Annotated in this window: 17 protein-coding genes; 10 read left to right on the forward strand and 7 right to left on the reverse strand. The window is 32.5% G+C overall.

What is annotated here, in order from left to right:
- Positions 1-19 precede the first annotated feature (19 nt).
- Positions 20-475, reverse strand: a complete 456-nt coding sequence (locus AAFU52_RS01835; protein ID WP_024770750.1) for a lysozyme inhibitor LprI family protein — start codon at positions 473-475, stop codon at positions 20-22.
- The gene (locus AAFU52_RS01840) at positions 472-1,209 is read right to left on the reverse strand and encodes a prolipoprotein diacylglyceryl transferase family protein (protein WP_438425010.1); all 738 of its coding nucleotides are present in this window, start codon (positions 1,207-1,209) and stop codon (positions 472-474) included. The genes AAFU52_RS01835 and AAFU52_RS01840 overlap by 4 nt, the downstream gene beginning before the upstream one ends.
- Positions 1,210-1,520: 311 nt before the next feature.
- Between AAFU52_RS01840 and AAFU52_RS01845 the strand changes: the two genes are divergently transcribed.
- Positions 1,521-2,654 (forward strand): hypothetical protein, encoded by a 1,134-nt coding sequence (locus AAFU52_RS01845; RefSeq protein ID WP_438425013.1) that lies wholly within the window; start codon positions 1,521-1,523, stop codon positions 2,652-2,654.
- Between the two features lie 150 nt (positions 2,655-2,804).
- Here AAFU52_RS01845 and AAFU52_RS01850 read toward each other — a convergent pair whose 3' ends face one another.
- On the reverse strand, positions 2,805-4,646 hold the full coding sequence (locus AAFU52_RS01850; protein WP_438425014.1) for a SulP family inorganic anion transporter: 1,842 nt from the start codon (positions 4,644-4,646) through the stop codon (positions 2,805-2,807).
- A 158-nt stretch (positions 4,647-4,804) separates the two neighbouring features.
- Between AAFU52_RS01850 and AAFU52_RS01855 the strand changes: the two genes are divergently transcribed.
- Positions 4,805-6,550 carry a M14 family metallopeptidase gene (locus AAFU52_RS01855; protein ID WP_438425015.1) on the forward strand — a complete coding sequence of 582 codons (1,746 nt, stop codon included), beginning with the start codon at positions 4,805-4,807 and terminating at the stop codon, positions 6,548-6,550.
- 21 nt (positions 6,551-6,571) lie between these two features.
- Here the strand turns inward: AAFU52_RS01855 and AAFU52_RS01860 are convergent, their stop codons facing one another.
- The 3 genes from AAFU52_RS01860 to AAFU52_RS01870 form a co-directional block, all read right to left on the reverse strand.
- On the reverse strand, positions 6,572-7,804 hold the full coding sequence (locus AAFU52_RS01860) for a glycosyl hydrolase family 18 protein (RefSeq protein ID WP_438425017.1): 1,233 nt from the start codon (positions 7,802-7,804) through the stop codon (positions 6,572-6,574).
- A 102-nt stretch (positions 7,805-7,906) separates the two neighbouring features.
- Entirely contained in the window at positions 7,907-8,368 is a 462-nt protein-coding gene (lysM, locus tag AAFU52_RS01865) for a peptidoglycan-binding protein LysM (protein ID WP_024770756.1), read from the reverse strand.
- 67 nt (positions 8,369-8,435) lie between these two features.
- Positions 8,436-9,044 carry an NUDIX hydrolase gene (locus tag AAFU52_RS01870; RefSeq protein ID WP_024770757.1) on the reverse strand — a complete coding sequence of 203 codons (609 nt, stop codon included), beginning with the start codon at positions 9,042-9,044 and terminating at the stop codon, positions 8,436-8,438.
- An 8-nt stretch (positions 9,045-9,052) separates the two neighbouring features.
- On the opposite strand from AAFU52_RS01870, the gene pyrE reads away from it, so the two are divergent.
- Positions 9,053-9,694, forward strand: a complete 642-nt coding sequence (gene pyrE / locus AAFU52_RS01875) for an orotate phosphoribosyltransferase (protein WP_024770758.1) — start codon at positions 9,053-9,055, stop codon at positions 9,692-9,694.
- Positions 9,695-9,709: 15 nt separating this feature from the next.
- Entirely contained in the window at positions 9,710-10,102 is a 393-nt protein-coding gene (locus AAFU52_RS01880; RefSeq protein ID WP_024770759.1) for an orotate phosphoribosyltransferase, read from the forward strand.
- Here AAFU52_RS01880 and AAFU52_RS01885 read toward each other — a convergent pair whose 3' ends face one another.
- Positions 10,103-10,834: a biotin--[acetyl-CoA-carboxylase] ligase gene (locus AAFU52_RS01885; protein WP_024770760.1), complete on the reverse strand. Its 732-nt coding sequence runs from the start codon at positions 10,832-10,834 to the stop codon at positions 10,103-10,105.
- Positions 10,835-10,923: 89 nt separating this feature from the next.
- Here AAFU52_RS01885 and rsfS point away from each other — a divergent pair, with 89 nt between their 5' ends.
- The 6 genes from rsfS (at position 10,924) to AAFU52_RS01915 (ending at position 15,706) form a co-directional block, all read left to right on the forward strand.
- The gene (gene rsfS, locus AAFU52_RS01890) at positions 10,924-11,295 is read left to right on the forward strand and encodes a ribosome silencing factor (protein ID WP_024770761.1); all 372 of its coding nucleotides are present in this window, start codon (positions 10,924-10,926) and stop codon (positions 11,293-11,295) included.
- A gap of 13 nt (positions 11,296-11,308) precedes the next feature.
- Complete coding sequence (ftsH, locus tag AAFU52_RS01895; RefSeq protein ID WP_024770762.1) at positions 11,309-13,261, forward strand: ATP-dependent zinc metalloprotease FtsH; 1,953 nt, start codon at positions 11,309-11,311, stop codon at positions 13,259-13,261.
- A 116-nt stretch (positions 13,262-13,377) separates the two neighbouring features.
- Positions 13,378-13,989 carry an LUD domain-containing protein gene (locus AAFU52_RS01900; RefSeq protein WP_024770763.1) on the forward strand — a complete coding sequence of 204 codons (612 nt, stop codon included), beginning with the start codon at positions 13,378-13,380 and terminating at the stop codon, positions 13,987-13,989.
- A 1-nt stretch (position 13,990) separates the two neighbouring features.
- Positions 13,991-14,800, forward strand: coding sequence for a phosphatidate cytidylyltransferase (locus AAFU52_RS01905; RefSeq protein WP_024770764.1), 810 nt, complete (start codon positions 13,991-13,993; stop codon positions 14,798-14,800).
- The gene (locus tag AAFU52_RS01910) at positions 14,790-15,437 is read left to right on the forward strand and encodes a phosphatidylserine decarboxylase family protein (protein ID WP_024770765.1); all 648 of its coding nucleotides are present in this window, start codon (positions 14,790-14,792) and stop codon (positions 15,435-15,437) included. Before AAFU52_RS01905 ends, AAFU52_RS01910 begins: the two co-directional genes overlap by 11 nt.
- 2 nt (positions 15,438-15,439) lie before the next feature.
- Positions 15,440-15,706, forward strand: a complete 267-nt coding sequence (locus tag AAFU52_RS01915) for an acyl-CoA-binding protein (protein WP_024770766.1) — start codon at positions 15,440-15,442, stop codon at positions 15,704-15,706.
- The last annotated feature ends 58 nt before the right edge of the window (positions 15,707-15,764 follow it).

The raw sequence follows: 15,764 nt of genomic DNA on the forward strand, positions 1-15,764 counted from the left end.
TGGATATTGAAGAATTATTTTAATTATCTGTATCATAATCAATCATTTTACCCGATAACTCCTCAATTTCTTTAATACGCTGCATTGTTGTTTCTAACATACACCCCAGATATATAATCCCAAGCATGTGACCTCTGTATCCTTCTGAAACAATTTCACTTTTCATTCTTCTATGATGTACCCAGGCATTTTGATAGGTTTTGATGGTGGTTTTGATCGTGTCATTAGTAATAGTATGCAACATCTTTTTGAGTTTCACATTCATAATAGAATCAGTCTGCTGAAACTTTAGATTTAAACAAATCCTGTCTTCAAGAGTGGTTCCCATAGTACTATTACAATCTGTTCTTTTAGCATATTTCATATATGATAGCTCTTTTAATCGCAAAGCATCAGATATATCCTGAGCAGATAGGTTTATAACATTTAGGCAGATTAAAAACCATATAATTATGATTATCCTGATTTTGCTCATTTGAAAACTAATTGTCGTAAAGTTTTTTGATAATAAATCATGCATAAGATACATAAATACTGAATACTACTAAGACCTAGTATAAAAAAAGTATTAGGTTTCAGAAATTCAATACAAAATCTAAATAGAAAATAAGAAATCATAAAATATTTGAATAGTAAACCACTTTCAATTTTGGATTTTATTTGAAAACGTTTCAAAATTCTCCATAAAACCAATAGAAAAACAACTTCAAATAATGCTATCGGATATCTATACAGACCATCTCCTAAATCCATTCCTAAAAATGAACTGGTTTGCCTACCATAAGTAAATTCTTTAACTCCAGCCAAAAAGCAGCCTATTCTTCCTATGATGATTCCTAATATAATAGGAAATGTAAATAAATCACCCGAAGAATGTTTCTCACCGATTATCTTCTTAGCCAACTCTACTCCGAGCAAACCTCCAAAAAGACCTCCCATTATAGTTTTTATACTTAATAACCGAACTATAAATTCTGGGCTAAAAGAAAAGATCGGGTTTTCTAAAAAACCAAAAAAACGAGAGCCAAAGAATGCTCCAAATACTGCACCAATGATTATGGATAACCTATTTGATGATGAAATAGAGTCTTGAGTATGTTTTTTAAGATATATATAATATCGAAATCCTATAAAGAAAGCTGCGTATTCTAAAATCAAATGGATATTTACTTTATAGCCAAAGACAATAGGTTCAAAAGGGATATCCATGCAGTAATTAATTCGTTTTTATCACCGAAATATAAGTTTATTTATAGAATTCAAATAGCTAAAATCAATTCTAGACAATAAATTTAGTGTAAGCAACAAAGTGATTTAGGAGAAATTTCCCTTAAACACATACTTCTAGCGATTAATTTTGCACTTCATCAAATCTCATAAAGGTCGCGTGTAAGAATAAACCTATTTATTTAGTTTTCAGTAATATACAATAAAAATTCTATTTATTTATTTGTTTTTTTTAGCATCAGAAATACACTTTTTTGTTAGTTTTGCCGCACTAATTAATTAAAACACTTTATATGAAAACAAATTACGCATTGGGGTATTGGTTCATTGCCTTATTTTTAATTTTTTCTTCTTGTAGCAAAGACGAAAATGAAGTTGTTGTTGAATCTGAAAAAACCGCTATTGAGCCAGATTTTATCAAAAATGATGGTTCTGAAGGTATCGAAGACGAATTACAACTGGATGAAGAAGAACCTATCCTTACAACAGACACTAATTCAAAAAGCTACAGACATTGTAACTATACGTTACTTACACCATCTGACGTTGATATTGAAGCTTGTGGTGACACTACAACAATGCCTCTATTAGTCGGTTCTAGAAAACTAGAAGTTGGAAGCGTTACCGTATCTAATGATGGTGAAAATCTATATCTGAATTTTGAAGCCAACGACCGTAACCTTATGAAGAAGGTATACCTTTATATTGGAGCAAAAGAAAATATACCTTTTTATTCTAATGGGTTTCCTAATCTTCGTAAATTTAATTACAAAGCTTTTCCTTATTACTATGGAGGAATGAAGAAAGCTACTTATGTGATTCCATTATCTTCAATAGATCTTGATTGTTTTGAAATCGTAGCGTATTCTAAAGTATACAACAAAGATAGTCGTTGTTACTATACATCTTTTGCTTATGATAAAACTTTAGATCAACAATATAGCTATTACGGATGGTGGAGTTGTGTTTATTATGGTGATTGGGTAAGATCTTTTGGATATTGCAAACAAGAGTGCAAAGTTGAGTGTATTCAGGCATATGGATTTCATGCCGCTTGTGGATTTTGCGAAAACAATGTTTTCACTACTTTCCTAGCTCATACTTTTATCAATAGTAAAGGTGACGAAGGAGTTGATATAGAGCTTCTTATAAATCCTGATGGATGTGATATCACAAATAGCTCGGATGTAGGACATATAAACATATCATCGATAAGTGATACGAAGTTAAAAATTGAGTATCAATTAAGTACAGGTTACGAGATGTGCGGATTAAGTTTTAATTATGGAACTTCTAAAACTAGCATTACTAGCGAGTATTCTAAACAATTTGATGCTTCTACTACAGCTCATAGTTTTGAAATTGACAAGCCTCTAAGTGCAAATATTTACATGATTAGCAAAGCAGAAGTTACTCCAAGTAATTAAGAATAGCTATAAAAACATAGACAGTTGTGTCTACAAAGACACCGGTATATAAAAAAACAGGATTATGATTTAAAAATCATAATCCTGTTTTCATATCTATCTTCTTCTGTTAGTAAGAATTTAGAGTATTTCCTGGCATAAGATCAGATCTTATTCCATTGCTTCTGCCATTACATGATATCTTGGATCATCAATATCGTGTTCTATAACACTGGCTAATCTAGGTGAAGCTTTAATCATAAGAGCTTGGCATTCTTCACTAAGGTGTTTAATTTTTACCTTTTTCCCTGCATCTTCATATTTCCCAACAAGATTAAAAATAGCTTCTAATGCCGAGTGATCACTAACACGTGATTCTATAAAATCAATCTCTACATTTTCGGGGTCATTTGCGACATCAAACTTATTATTGAATGCTTGAATACTTCCAAAGAAAAGCGGGCCCCATATTTCATAAACTTTGGTTCCATTTTCGAGTATATGTTTTCTTGCTCGAATACGTCTTGCATTTTCCCAGGCAAATACCAAAGCAGACATAATAACACCAGCTATTACTGCTATTGCCAAATCAAAAAATACAGTTAATGAAGAAACTGCTATCAATACAATAGCATCTGCCAAAGGAATTTTATTAAGGATTCTAAAACTAGACCATGCAAAGGTTCCTATTACTACCATAAACATCACACCAACTAGTGCTGCGATAGGAACTTGTTCTATTAATCCAGAAGCGAATAAAATAAATAATAGTAACGTTACCGCAGCAACAATACCCGAAAGTCGAGTTCGACCACCTCCTTTAATATTAATAATTGATTGACCGATCATTGCACAACCTCCCATTCCACCAAAAAGCCCCGTAATGATATTAGCACCTCCCTGAGCCATACATTCTCTATTCGAGCTACCTCTGGTTTCGGTTAATTCATCAATCAGATTTAAAGTCATTAATGACTCTATCAATCCAATTGCCGCAAGAATTATCGAATATGGTGCTATAAATCGAAATGTCTCCCAGGTAAACGGGATTTTTCTAAAAATATCAAGCTGAAACTGTGGCAAACCTCCTTTAAGACCTTCTCCTCCTCCATCTCTAATAAAACTACCAACTGTAGCCACATCCAACTTTCCTAAAATCACTATAGCAGAAACCACAATAATAGCCAATAATGCTTCTGGAAGTTTATTTGTTAATTTAGGTAATCCCCACATGATTAATATTGTAAGTAATACCAGTCCTAACATTAATAATAATTGATTTGTAGGTAGCCAGGATTTTGCTTTTCCTTTTTTGGTAATACTATAAATCACATTATCTTCATAATTAAAAACTACTTCTTTGGTATCCAGGTCAAAAACCTGTCCTTCATACACAATATATTTTCCTTCTTTAGAATCTACATCTGATAACCTATTGTTTTCAAAACTAAACAGAGCTTTATTTGTTGCTATATCATAAGCGATGTTATCTTCTCTAATTTCAAATTTTTTCTCAAGAGATTCTGTAACGTATTTGTTATTATTAAATACATCTTTCTTAGCTTCTTTAAACATTCCTAATTGCGAAAGAAAGATCACAATCGCCAAACCATTTACAAACCCCATCATTACAGGATGTGGAATCAAACGCACAAATTTACCCAGCTTAAAAGCTCCTGCAAACATTTGTATAATCCCCATAAGGATAACAGTTGCAAAAAGATAATATAGTCCTAATTCTTCTCCGGGGGCTCCCATTTCATTTCCTTCTGCGACAAGACTAACCATAACAACCGCTAGTGCTCCTGTGGCACCAGAGATCATACCTGGGCGTCCTCCAAAAATCGAAGTAATCAACCCGATCATAAACGCAGCATATAATCCAACTAATGGATCTACCCCCGCCACAAAGGCAAAGGCAACCGCTTCGGGAACCAAAGCTAACGCTACCGTTAACCCGGATAAAATATCATTTTTAGCATTCGCTACTCTTTTTCTTACAAACTCAGTCATAGTTGTGATATTTTGAGGCTGCAAAAATACAGTTATTTTATAGCTCTACAAGTAAAACAAGGTTCTTATCTTATATCTCATAAAATTGTGCTAAAACCTTACACAGAATTTTAAAACTTGAAATCTTTAGTATATTTAGCCTCCTATATATAGTACAGATGCGAAAAATCACTCTCATTGTTAGCTTTCTAAGCATTATTTCTTGTAATACCACTGAAAAACAAAATTCTCAAAATTTTGATTTCACCACTACTTTTGAAAAAAGTAACGGAACTGAAACTCCTACTTATTCAGAAGTTATTACGTATTATAAAAATTTGGCAGAAACCTATCCTTCAATTCACATACAGGAAATCGGAATGACCGATAGCGGAAATCCACTGCATATCGTGACATTAAACCCTGATGCAATTTTTGATTTTGAAAAAATAAGACAAACAAAACGTGTGCTTTTAATTAATAATGGGATTCATCCTGGCGAGAGTGATGGTATTGACGCGACAATGCTGTTATTTAGAGATATTGCTCAGGGTAAAACTAGTGCTCCTTCAACTACAGTTTTGGCTACCATTCCCATATATAATATTGGTGGAGCCTTAAACCGAAATTCGGGAACGAGAACCAACCAGAATGGTCCTAAAGCATATGGTTTTAGAGGCAATGCACGTAATTACGATTTGAATCGGGATTTTATAAAAAATGACACCAAAAACGCACAGGCCTTTGCCAAAGTATTTCACTTAACAAAACCTGATGTTTTTATTGATAACCATGTAAGCAATGGCGCAGATTACCAATATACACTTACACATTTATTTACTCAGCATAATAAATTAGGTAACGAATTAGGAAGTTATTTGCATAAAGAAATGCACCCACAACTAGAAGCATCGCTCCAAGCTAAAAAATGGGATATCACTCCTTATGTGAATGTATGGGGGACTACTCCCGAAAAAGGTTGGACTCAATTTATGGACTCTCCACGATATTCTACAGGATATACGACGCTTTGGAATACTCTGGGAATGATGGTAGAAACACATATGTTAAAACCTTACAAACCAAGAGTTGAAGGCACTTATGAGCTTATGAAATCTATGATTGAAATTACAGAAAAGGACGGTGCCAAAATTCGTTCAATACGAGAAAAAACCTTTGCCAAACAAGCCAAACAAGAAACATATCCAACACATTGGAAAGTTGATACTACCCAGGTCACTACTTTTAATTTTAAAGGGTATGAAGGAGAATTTATTGATAGCGAGATCACTGGAGCAAAACGACTAAAATACCACCAGAACAAGCCTTATACAAAAGAAGTAACTTATAAAAACTATTTTACCGCTACAACCAAAATTAGTATTCCGAAAGCCTATATTATCCCTCAGGGTCAGTGGAGAGTAGTTGAATTATTAACGCTTAATCAAGTAGAGTTTATGCACCTGGAAAAAGATTCTACAATTACTGCCGAAGTGTATCATATTAAAGATTATAAAACAAGAACATCACCTTATGAAGGGCATTATTTACACTACCGGGTTTCAATTAAAAAGAATACTGAGAAAATCACTCTAAAAAAAGGGGATATTATTGTTAAGACGGATCAAAAAGCATTTAGGTATCTTATGGAAACTTTAGAACCAGAAGCTCCGGATTCTTTCTTTAATTGGAATTTTTTTGATACTATTTTACAACAGAAAGAAGGGTTTTCTCCTTATGTATGGGAAGACAAAGCTGCAGAATTATTAAGTAACAATAATGAGTTACGGATACAATTTCAGAATAAGAAAAAAGATACGGCTTTTGCTAATAATTGGTATGCGCAACTAGATTGGATACATAAACAATCAAATAATTATGAAAAGGCACATATGAGATATCCGATATATCGAATTTTGAAATAAAATATGAAAGGCTATTGTAGTCTATTGTTTTTGTCCAAATTTATTAGCCATGAGCTCCCATAATTCGGTATAACCATGATCATAGCCTAAAGCCCATATTCCTACTCCTGCTAGCTTTTTATGTTTAATCCAATCATATTTATAGGATAATGAAAGACTATCATCAAACCAAAGTTGTTTTGTCACTCCTTTTTCTTCATATATACCATACTGCGTAGAACTTAAGGTATCAAAACTAATTTTATATTTTTTTGTATCAAGTAATTCTCGAGTTGTGCTATACATATCGTGAGAAAGAAATTTTTCGGCTTTGCTTGGTATAGGAGTATCTTCTGTTTTCCATTTATCTCCATAATAGGGTAACCCTACTATTAGCTTACTTGGCTTAACACCCTCATTCATATAATAATCAACAGAAGACTCAACACTATGTATCCCCCATCGTTTACTGCTTTTTAAAGGAGAAACTGGTCCCGCATGTTTACTAAATCCTCCATAATAATCATATCCCATTAGTGTATAAAAATCGATTGAAGAATCAATTGTTTTTATATCAAATATTTTATGATAATCAACTGAATATAAAGCTACTGAAACCATATAATCAGGATTCACCTTATGCAATCGATCTGATAATGTAACAATGAATTGATTAAATTCTTTTTTGTTTTTTGATGAAACTCCTTCAAAATCTATGTTTATACCATTTGCTTTTCTAAGGCCCAGCAACACACTTAAACTATCTGCAAGAGTTCTCTGGGCTTTTGGATTCTTTAAAAATTGAGCATTTCTTTTTTCACCAAAATTAGATACACTAAGAAATACTTTACAATTATTCACTTTTGCACTATCCACCATAGCGGTTGTTTTCCATTGATGAATATTATCATAGCTTCCTGTCTTAGCATTAACCATGTATGAAAAATATGAAACACCCCATAATAGTGAGAAATTATAACTTTTATAAGCAGATCCTTTAGAGAATATATGCCATCCAAAAGTTTTATAGTCTTTATGAATACTATATCTGGGTGCAGATTTAAAATGATGAGTCATATTATTTAGACTATCCCATTGTCCCTCTGTTGTAAAATTATAGTCAGAAAATTGTGTATAATGTGAATGATTAGGGCCCGTATATACTTTAGTAGAATCGAGATCACTAGAAATAGTTTTTTCTTTACTTTCTTTAGTATTACAGGCTGCCACAAAAAAAAGAATTAGAGAAAAAAGTGCGTATACATTAATTTTCATTTTGTTATCGAGTATCAAATTTTAAAACTAATTACTTATTATTATATAAAAAAGGGAGATATATTATCTCCCTTTTTCATTTTATACTATACCTGTATTATATTAACTCATTACAGGAATTCGTAATGTTTGTCCAGGGTAAATCTTATCAGGATGTTCCAACATTGGTTTGTTTGCTTCAAAAATAACGTTGTATTTCATAGGGTCTCCATAAACTTCCTTAGATATTTTTGAAAGTGTATCTCCGCTCTTAACCACATGAAATTTTGCTTCAGGCTCTGGATTAGTTACTGTAATATTATCTTCTACACAACCAATACAATCGATGTTACCCATTGCCAGAATAATCTTTTCTCTATCTGCATTAGTCTCTGTCTGCCCCGATACAGTTACCATTTCAGAAACAGAAACATCAAGACCAGAAACAGGTATCCCTAAACGATCAATTTCGGCTTTTAATAAATCTGTCTTACTTTTTGGTGTTACTACTTCTTCTTTGACTGCTTCATCTTTAATACCGAATAGTTTTTTTCCCGCTCCCTTAATAAATGAAAATAAACCCATAATGTTTTGTTTTAGTTAGTAATTGATTAAGTAGTAAAAATATTTTTAATAAAATTAAAAAACAACATTATGACAAATAATCATGTGAAAATAATAGCTTAATATTCGAATAAGAATCCTGCAAAGCTTTTTTAGCTTTTTTAGTATTCTTCCACTTCGCTTTGGTAATTCCTTCGTTTTTTTGTGGTACTAACTCTCCTTCATAGTTGGTTTTCATCTCAAACCAATACGTAACCTTTAACCGAAACTCTCCATTTCTTTTAAAGATATGATAGCTTCGATATAAGAATTTGGTAATCTCTAATCCCGAAACCCCTGTCTCTTCCTCTACTTCTCTCATTGCAGCGGTTTCCATATCTTCCTTTTTTTCAACCTTACCCTTTGGCAAGTCCCATTTTCCATTACGGCGAATAAACAAGATTTCTTTATTCTCATTATATACCTTTCCTCCTCCAGCAACAACTACTGGCAATTTCGAATATAAATGTTCTATTAGTTTATCTTCTTTTTTATGATAGAGATGATATTTTGCTTCTTCATGTATTGCTTCCTTATCAAGAATATCTCTTATAATTACCGGAAAGCTAGCTTCTTTTATCGGGATCATTTCATAATCCTCAATCGACTTTTTTGTAGATAGAATAATAGGGGTATTATTCACAAAAACTTTATACATTTGCAACTATGATTTTTGATAAAGATACAGCAAAAAAAACTGCTGAACTACTACTGCAAATTAATGCAATTAAATTAAAACCGCAAGAACCATTTACTTGGGCATCTGGATGGAAATCTCCTATCTATTGTGATAATCGAATTACACTTTCTTATCCAGAAATTCGAAATTTCCTAAGTAAGCATCTTGCTGAGTTTATAGAAAAAGAGTATGGTAAACCCGATGTAATTGCTGGAGTTGCTACTGGTGCTATTGGTATAGGGATTCTCGTTGCAGAACAATTAGATCTTCCTTTTATTTATGTACGCCCCGAAGCAAAGAAGCACGGTAGAAAAAACCAAATTGAAGGTATCGTTCCAACCCATAAAAATGTTGTGGTTGTCGAAGATTTAATTAGCACAGGAAAAAGTAGTCTTAATGCTGTAAAAGCACTAAAAGAAGCTGATGCTAATGTAAAAGGAATGGTAGCTATATTTAATTATGGCTTTGATATTGCGATACAGAATTTTAAAGAAGCGGCATTGTCTTTGCACACGTTAAGTAATTATGAGAACCTTTTGGAACAGGCAGTTGATACTGAATATATTACAAAAGAACAACAACAAACATTACAAAGCTGGAAAACAAATCCTGCCGAGTGGAACATATAACAATTTGATAACATTATGAACTTAGAAAGCCCTACTGTTACTGTAAATAAAACGGCAGAAGATGTATTCGATTTTTTGACTAAGGTTGAAAACTTTGAGCAACTTATGCCAGAAAGCAAGCAAAAATTTGAAAAAATAAACGATTCCAGATTTCTTTTTCAATTAAAAGGAATGCCAGAATTAGTATTAGATCAAAAAGAAAATACGAGTCCAAGCCAAGTAGTTCTTGGAGCAGCAAGTGACAAGCTTCCTTTTACATTAACTGCTGATATTGTTGACTCTGGAGATGGAAAAAGCACAGCAAAACTTACTTTTGATGGTCAGTTTAATACTATGATGTCAATGATGATCAAAAATCCCATTCAGAATTTCATCAATACACTAATTGAAAATATTGGTAAACTATAATTAGTAAAGTAGTTTAATTTCTTTGAGATCAAAATCAGAGATAATCTCGTCTTCTATTAAAACTTGAAGTTTGCCTTCGTTGGTAATAGTTTGGATAATCCCAACAAAAGATTCACCCTCTGCATCTAAAAATGTTGAGGGTTTGTTTTTTCTAAAAAGTACTGCTTCGTATTCTTTTTTAAGTTTTACAAAACTAGAAACGCACAACTCAGAAAATCGTTTTTCTAATTGAATCAATAAGGATTGTAAAATTTCTTCAATGTTTAAATTATGACCTAAAACTTGTTTTAAAGACCCAGCTTGTGGTAGGTTATTAAACTCTGTCTGATTGATATTAATTCCAATCCCGATAATAGCTCCAATCATACTGCCATTCTTTACCACATTTTCTATCAAAATACCACACAATTTCTGTTTATCTGACAGAATGTCGTTAGGCCATTTTATAGATAATTTAGGAACTACAAGGCGCTTTAAAGTATCATAAACAGCCAACGATGTAGCTATAGAAACATAAAACTGATCCATTAGTGGTAACCCCTCAACAGGCATAAACACACTACACGTGAGGTTTTCTCCTGGATTGCTTTGCCAAGTTGTACCCATCTGCCCCTTACCCGACAGTTGCTTTCTTGCTATTACACAAACTGGAGCAGTAAAATGCTTTTCGCGATTCAGATCTCTTAGAAAAGTATTTGTCGAGTCAATGGCATCAACTTTGATTATATGCATGTATATGGTGTAAAAGTTTTACAAATGTCCGACTAATACAGACATTAAAATCATAAAAAGTAATAACTTTACACAAATTAAAAAAATGCATGACTAAAAAAGAAATCGGTAACGATCAATTAATTACTCAAATATTAAAAGGTATTGAAGAAGTAAAAGGTAAAGATATTAATATTTTAGATCTCAGAGATATCGAAAATACAGTATGTAACTACTTTGTAATCTGCAACGGAACTTCTAATACGCAAGTAAATGCAATTGTAAGCTCTATCCAAAAAACGGTAAGTAAAGAACTCAAAGACAAACCTTGGCATATAGAAGGTAGTGAAAATGCAGAATGGGTATTAATTGATTATGTTAATGTTGTTGTGCATGTTTTCCAAAAACACATCAGAGAATTCTATGACATAGAAGGACTTTGGGGGGATGCAAAAACTACAGTTATCGAAACAAATTATTAAAAGAAAACCGTAAATGGCGAAAGAAAATAAAAAAACAGAACCGAATAAAAAACCAAAGTTTAGTGCATATTGGATTTATGCAATTATTATCATTGGTTTTTTAGTATTGAATTTTATGGGTGGAAGTGGATTAGGATCTGCTCCCACTACTTCTCCTTCTGAATTTCAGGAGTTTTTAAGTAACGGAGAAGTAGAAAAAGTAGTGATTGTAAATCGCCGAAATGCTAAGGTATTTCTTACCGGTGAAGCTAAATCATTAGATAAACATCAAAAAAACAAAAGCAAATCTTTATTACCAGCAAGTCCAAATGATCCTGACTATCAATTTGAATTTGGTGACTTACAGAATTTTGAAAATAAAATTGCTACAATAAAAAAAGAGAATGGATTATCAACCCAGGTAAATTACGATACCGAAAGTAATGTCTGGGGAGAAATTTTTATTACTCTCTTACCATTCGCACTAATAATCGGAGTATGGATATTCATCATGCGAAGAATGAGTGGTGGTTCTGGTGGCGGTGCCGGAGGGCAAATATTTAATATCGGAAAATCTAAGGCTAAGCTTTTTGATCAAAATACTGAAGTTAAAGTTTCTTTTGAAAATGTAGCTGGATTAGAAGGTGCCAAAGAAGAAGTACAAGAAATTGTAGATTTTCTAAAAAATCCAGAAAAATACACCTCTTTAGGAGGTAAAATTCCTAAAGGAGCTTTACTAGTAGGACCTCCTGGAACCGGTAAAACTTTATTAGCAAAAGCAGTAGCTGGTGAAGCAAAAGTGCCATTCTTTTCTTTATCTGGATCAGATTTTGTAGAAATGTTTGTGGGTGTTGGAGCTTCTCGTGTTCGGGATCTATTTAAACAAGCAAAAGAGAAATCTCCTGCTATTATTTTTATTGATGAAATTGATGCTGTAGGTAGAGCCAGAGGTAAAAGTAATTTTTCGGGATCTAATGACGAAAGAGAAAACACACTAAATCAGCTACTTACAGAAATGGACGGTTTTGGCACAAACACTAATGTAATTGTTATTGCAGCTACCAACCGCGCAGATGTACTTGATAAAGCATTACTACGTGCTGGTCGTTTTGATCGCCAGATATATGTAGATCTCCCGGATATTCGTGAGCGTAAAGAGATATTTGATGTTCATTTAAAGCCGTTAAAGAAAGTTGAAAATGAATTAGATACCGAATTCATGGCAAAACAAACTCCAGGATTCTCTGGTGCTGATATTGCAAATGTATGTAACGAAGCTGCTTTGATTGCTGCAAGAAAAGGAAATAAAGCAGTAGGGAAACAAGATTTTCTTGACGCAGTAGATAGAATTGTTGGAGGATTAGAGAAAAAGAATAAAATTATTACCCCTGATGAAAAACGAGCTATCGCTTTTCATGAAGCAGGTCATGCAACTGTAAGTTGGATGTTAGAACATGCTGCTCCACTGGTAAAAGTTACTATTGTACCCAGAGGGCAATCTTTAGGTGCTGCTTGGTATTTACCAGAAGAAAGGCTAATTGTACGACCAAATCAAATGCTTGATGAAATGTGTGCTGCTTTAGGAGGTCGTGCTGCAGAAAAAGTTATATTTAATGAAATTTCTACAGGTGCTCTAAGTGACTTAGAAAAAGTAACTAAGCAAGCAAGAGCTATGGTTACAGTATATGGATTAAATGAGAAAGTAGGAAACCTTACCTATTACGATTCTTCGGGACAAAGTGAATATAATTTCACAAAACCATATAGTGAACAAACCAGTGAGCTTATTGATAAAGAAATTTCGAATATAATTGAAGAGCAGTATCAACGTGCAATTAAATTATTAGAAAAGAATAAAGACAAACTAACAGAATTAGCTGAAGTCTTATTAGAAAAAGAAGTAATTTTTAAAGATAACTTAGAGAAAATTTTTGGCGAAAGACCATTCGGCAAAAAAGAAGAAGAAATCATTAAAGAACCTTCTTAAAGATATTATTTTTACTTGTAAATTGAAAAATCTTAACCTAACGGAATATTAGGTTAAGATTTTTTTTATCTTTGGAGGTAATGTAAAACCGTAATTTCCCAATCTTAATCTAAAAAATGAGTCTATTTAGAAGAATATTTTCCTCAAAATCTAAATCAGACCAGAAGAGCAAGGAACGTCACTTAGATGATCGCAGTAAATATATGCCAGAAATCGATTTACCGATTGATGAAAGCTTTATGATAAATTTCAAAAGAAACGGTGGTAAGTTTCTTTATTGTGATGATGAAAATGAAGTTTCTGATTCTTTTGATAAGATTCTTTTGGAAAATGATTGGTATGAGAAAGATGTATGTTGTTTTGATATTGCTTTGGAACATAAATTCTCTGATTTCAATCTAAATTATGTTAAAAACTTTTCTGCCTCTTTCTTTTTTGCTACTTGTGAATATTTAATTGCGGATAACGGATCTATATTAGTGTCTTCAAACCAACTTAGAGAGAAAAAACTCACCGAACTTCCTGACAATTTTGTGATTTTAGCAGCTACCAGTCAGCTAGTTAAAAATATCGGCGAAGGATTGAAAGGCATAAAAAATAAAAACAAAAATTCTATTCCTTCTAACATTACTACAATTAAAGATTTTGAACCGCAAAAAGAAAAGGATTTCTTAAGCTATGGAAATAGTTCAAAAAATTTATATTTGCTGCTGCTGGAAGATTTATAATATGAAGGAACTGCTTACAAGATCTTTATCGGGGCTTTTATATGTCTCTATTTTACTATTATCAATATGTATCAATAGATATACTTTTATTGGGATATTTTTGGTTTTTGGAGTAATCACGATATATGAATTTCAAAAACTAGTCCATCTTAGAAATAAAAGATTGTATGTAATATTCATTATCCTCTTAGCGGTGTTAAACATATTTCAGGATAAACTTTATTTTTATCTAGTACTTCCTATTTTGGCCCTTACTATTATTACAGAATTGTTTTTAGTAAAAGATTTAGTTACGATTCGTATTATCCCAATGTTCGAGAAACGAAAATATCGTACCAGTATTTTTTATCTAATCACATCTATTGTGTTTTTAACTCTTGTGCCGTATTATACAGGAGAATATCAACCTTCTATTATTGCAGGAGCATTTTTAATCACTTGGGTTAATGATACTTTTGCATATTTGGTTGGGAAAAACTTTGGTAAGCGCAAACTATTAGAACGAATATCTCCAAAAAAGACTATTGAAGGATTCATTGGAGGGTTTATTTTCTCTATACTAGCAGGATATTTAATGGCCATATTCTCTGACACTTTATCAATAAACATTTGGTTGATTATAAGCATAATTATGAGTATTTTTGGAACGCTGGGAGATTTAATCCAATCTAAGTTCAAAAGACAGGCTGGAGTTAAAGACAGTGGTACTATAATGCCAGGCCATGGTGGCATATATGACAGATTAGATAGTGTTATATTTGCCAGCCCATTTTTATATGCATTTTTACAAATATTAAAGCATGTTTCATAAAGAAGGATATAAAATAATATCAGTAGCACTTGTATTATTTCTAGGCATTAATTTGGCCTCTTACGTAGCTATTCAGGTAGACGAATGGCAAATTGCTATATTTTCGGTCACATTAGTATTTCTGATTTTGATTTTACAGTTTTTCAGAAACCCTAAAAGAAACACAACAGTTAGTGATAGTACTGTGGTGGCACCCGTTGATGGAAAAGTAGTAGTTATCGAAGAAGTATACGAAAAAGAACATTTTAAAGATAATCGTTTACAGGTATCAATTTTTATGTCTCCGGTAAATGTTCATGTAACAAGACACCCTATAAACGGAAAAGTTACTTTTAGCAAATATCATCCTGGTAAATACCTTGTAGCTTGGCATCCAAAAGCCTCTGAAGAAAATGAAAGAACTACCGTTGTTGTAAAAAACAATAGCATAGAAGTACTTTATCGACAAATAGCAGGAGCTCTTGCAAAAAGAATTGTAAATTATGCTAAAGAAGGAGAAAAGGTAACTCAGGGCTCTGATAGTGGTTTCATTAAATTTGGATCCAGAGTAGACGTATATTTGCCTATAGGAACCGAAGTAAGTGTTACTTTAAACCAAAAAGTAAAAGGAGGAGAAAGTGTTATTGCCAATCTTTAATCATGACCGAAGAAGAATTAAATATTGCCTTCGATAACGCATATAAGCGTGCCTGCAATACTAAAATACAATTGCCACCCGATGTTATGCTTCATTTCTATGCATATTACAAAAGAGCAACGCATACAGAAGGTTTTTTCACTCCTTCAGGGGATAGCGAACTTAGAAATGCATTTAAACTAAATGCATTTTTTCAAGCAAAAAATCTTACCCCAAAAGAAGCCAAAGAAAAATATATCGAATTGGTAAATAAATATATAACCGATTAATAAAAAGGCCTTGATTTATATAAATCAAGGCCTTTTTATTAATTATTATACTACCTAA

It is taken from the genome of Aquimarina macrocephali (assembly GCF_051627225.1).
In the GTDB taxonomy this organism is placed as follows: Bacteria; Bacteroidota; Bacteroidia; order Flavobacteriales; family Flavobacteriaceae; genus Aquimarina; species Aquimarina macrocephali.

Bases quoted from the DNA above. Each gene is read 5' to 3' on its own strand.
- AAFU52_RS01835 (WP_024770750.1), bottom strand. From the start codon at position 475: ATGAGCAAAATCAGGATAATCATAATTATATGGTTTTTAATCTGCCTA.
- AAFU52_RS01840 (WP_438425010.1), bottom strand. From the start codon at position 1,209: ATGGATATCCCTTTTGAACCTATTGTCTTTGGCTATAAAGTAAATATC.
- AAFU52_RS01845 (WP_438425013.1), top strand. From the start codon at position 1,521: ATGAAAACAAATTACGCATTGGGGTATTGGTTCATTGCCTTATTTTTA.
- AAFU52_RS01850 (WP_438425014.1), bottom strand. From the start codon at position 4,646: ATGACTGAGTTTGTAAGAAAAAGAGTAGCGAATGCTAAAAATGATATT.
- AAFU52_RS01855 (WP_438425015.1), top strand. From the start codon at position 4,805: ATGCGAAAAATCACTCTCATTGTTAGCTTTCTAAGCATTATTTCTTGT.
- AAFU52_RS01860 (WP_438425017.1), bottom strand. From the start codon at position 7,804: ATGAAAATTAATGTATACGCACTTTTTTCTCTAATTCTTTTTTTTGTG.
- lysM (WP_024770756.1), bottom strand. From the start codon at position 8,368: ATGGGTTTATTTTCATTTATTAAGGGAGCGGGAAAAAAACTATTCGGT.
- AAFU52_RS01870 (WP_024770757.1), bottom strand. From the start codon at position 9,044: ATGTATAAAGTTTTTGTGAATAATACCCCTATTATTCTATCTACAAAA.
- pyrE (WP_024770758.1), top strand. From the start codon at position 9,053: ATGATTTTTGATAAAGATACAGCAAAAAAAACTGCTGAACTACTACTG.
- AAFU52_RS01880 (WP_024770759.1), top strand. From the start codon at position 9,710: ATGAACTTAGAAAGCCCTACTGTTACTGTAAATAAAACGGCAGAAGAT.
- AAFU52_RS01885 (WP_024770760.1), bottom strand. From the start codon at position 10,834: ATGCATATAATCAAAGTTGATGCCATTGACTCGACAAATACTTTTCTA.
- rsfS (WP_024770761.1), top strand. From the start codon at position 10,924: ATGACTAAAAAAGAAATCGGTAACGATCAATTAATTACTCAAATATTA.
- ftsH (WP_024770762.1), top strand. From the start codon at position 11,309: ATGGCGAAAGAAAATAAAAAAACAGAACCGAATAAAAAACCAAAGTTT.
- AAFU52_RS01900 (WP_024770763.1), top strand. From the start codon at position 13,378: ATGAGTCTATTTAGAAGAATATTTTCCTCAAAATCTAAATCAGACCAG.
- AAFU52_RS01905 (WP_024770764.1), top strand. From the start codon at position 13,991: ATGAAGGAACTGCTTACAAGATCTTTATCGGGGCTTTTATATGTCTCT.
- AAFU52_RS01910 (WP_024770765.1), top strand. From the start codon at position 14,790: ATGTTTCATAAAGAAGGATATAAAATAATATCAGTAGCACTTGTATTA.
- AAFU52_RS01915 (WP_024770766.1), top strand. From the start codon at position 15,440: ATGACCGAAGAAGAATTAAATATTGCCTTCGATAACGCATATAAGCGT.